The organism is Actinomadura sp. DC4 (assembly GCF_030406325.1).
Lineage (GTDB): Bacteria > Actinomycetota > Actinomycetes > Streptosporangiales > Streptosporangiaceae > Actinoallomurus.
Genome location: NZ_JAUEQY010000087.1, coordinates 1 through 958, shown reverse-complemented (window position 1 = coordinate 958; position 958 = coordinate 1). Strand labels below are relative to the sequence as shown.

General features: G+C 62.4%; 1 protein-coding gene and 1 pseudogene. One reads left to right on the top strand and one right to left on the bottom strand.

The window, feature by feature from the left end; genetic code table 11:
* Positions 1-84: 84 nt before the first annotated feature.
* Positions 85-837 (top strand): hypothetical protein, encoded by a 753-nt coding sequence (locus QWU11_RS47070; protein WP_290121135.1) that lies wholly within the window; start codon positions 85-87, stop codon positions 835-837.
* Here QWU11_RS47070 and QWU11_RS47065 read toward each other — a convergent pair.
* A pseudogene (locus QWU11_RS47065) lies at positions 834-958 on the bottom strand (IS630 family transposase); the annotation flags it as partial. The gene QWU11_RS47070 and the pseudogene QWU11_RS47065 sit on opposite strands and share 4 nt — an antisense overlap.

Below are 958 nucleotides of genomic sequence, written 5' to 3'. Positions count from 1 at the left end.
TCGGTCAGACGGCGCACCCGAACTGGATCTGCCATCCGACCAGCCTCACGGCATAGCGGACACCAACCATGAACATCGACCGGCGTGTCGACCAACCCGGCCAACGTTCATGGACAGAGCACTAGCATCACGCTGACCACCGGTTCACCTGAGGACAAAGGAAGCTTCGTTCGTCTGTCGGAACTACTCAACTCCCCTCTATGGCCTCGCGGCCAAAACTCCGACCCGGTTCGACTGGACAGTCTCTGGGACTGCATACCTGACTGCCTCGACCTGCCCCTGAATGGAAACAATCGAGAGCGCCGCACACCCCTGTACATCGACCACCGAGATCCGGACCTGAACCCCTCCGCCATGGTTCCCACACCCGTCTGGAACCTGCCGGGGTGGGTCGCGGAAGCCGATGATGGACACGCCGCCCTCGCCGAGTACCTCACCGCCTTCGAGCTGCCGGACCGCGCGGAGATCCCCTACTGGCTGACCTACACCGACGGACCACCCGACTTCGCCATCGACATCCACGGCTGGGCGGGGGTCACGATGAACTGGTTGATGCCAGATGGCCGCATGGCAGGCGCAACGGGAAAGAGCGCTTTCCTAGAATCCTTCACCCGCCCGTACCAAGGAGCCCGCTACCTGTTCCCCGCCTTTACCCCACAACGGAAGACCATCCACCCCCTGATGGCGTGGTGGGGCGTCCTGTTCACACTGTCCATGCTGGCCCGCTACCAACCCGACCGATGGGGCGTCTACATCGACGTGGACTCCAGCCCTCACGCCGTCGCCCTGGAGAATTATTGGCCCTGGCACGGACGACAGTGCCCATGCTGGTCCTAGTGTCCTGAGTTGGGAATTCTGTTCAGATATCCGGCGAGGCGTTCGAGGATCTCATCAGCGGTCTTGGTCCATACGTAGGGCCTGGGGTCGGTGTTCCAGGCCGCGATCCAGTCGCGGATGT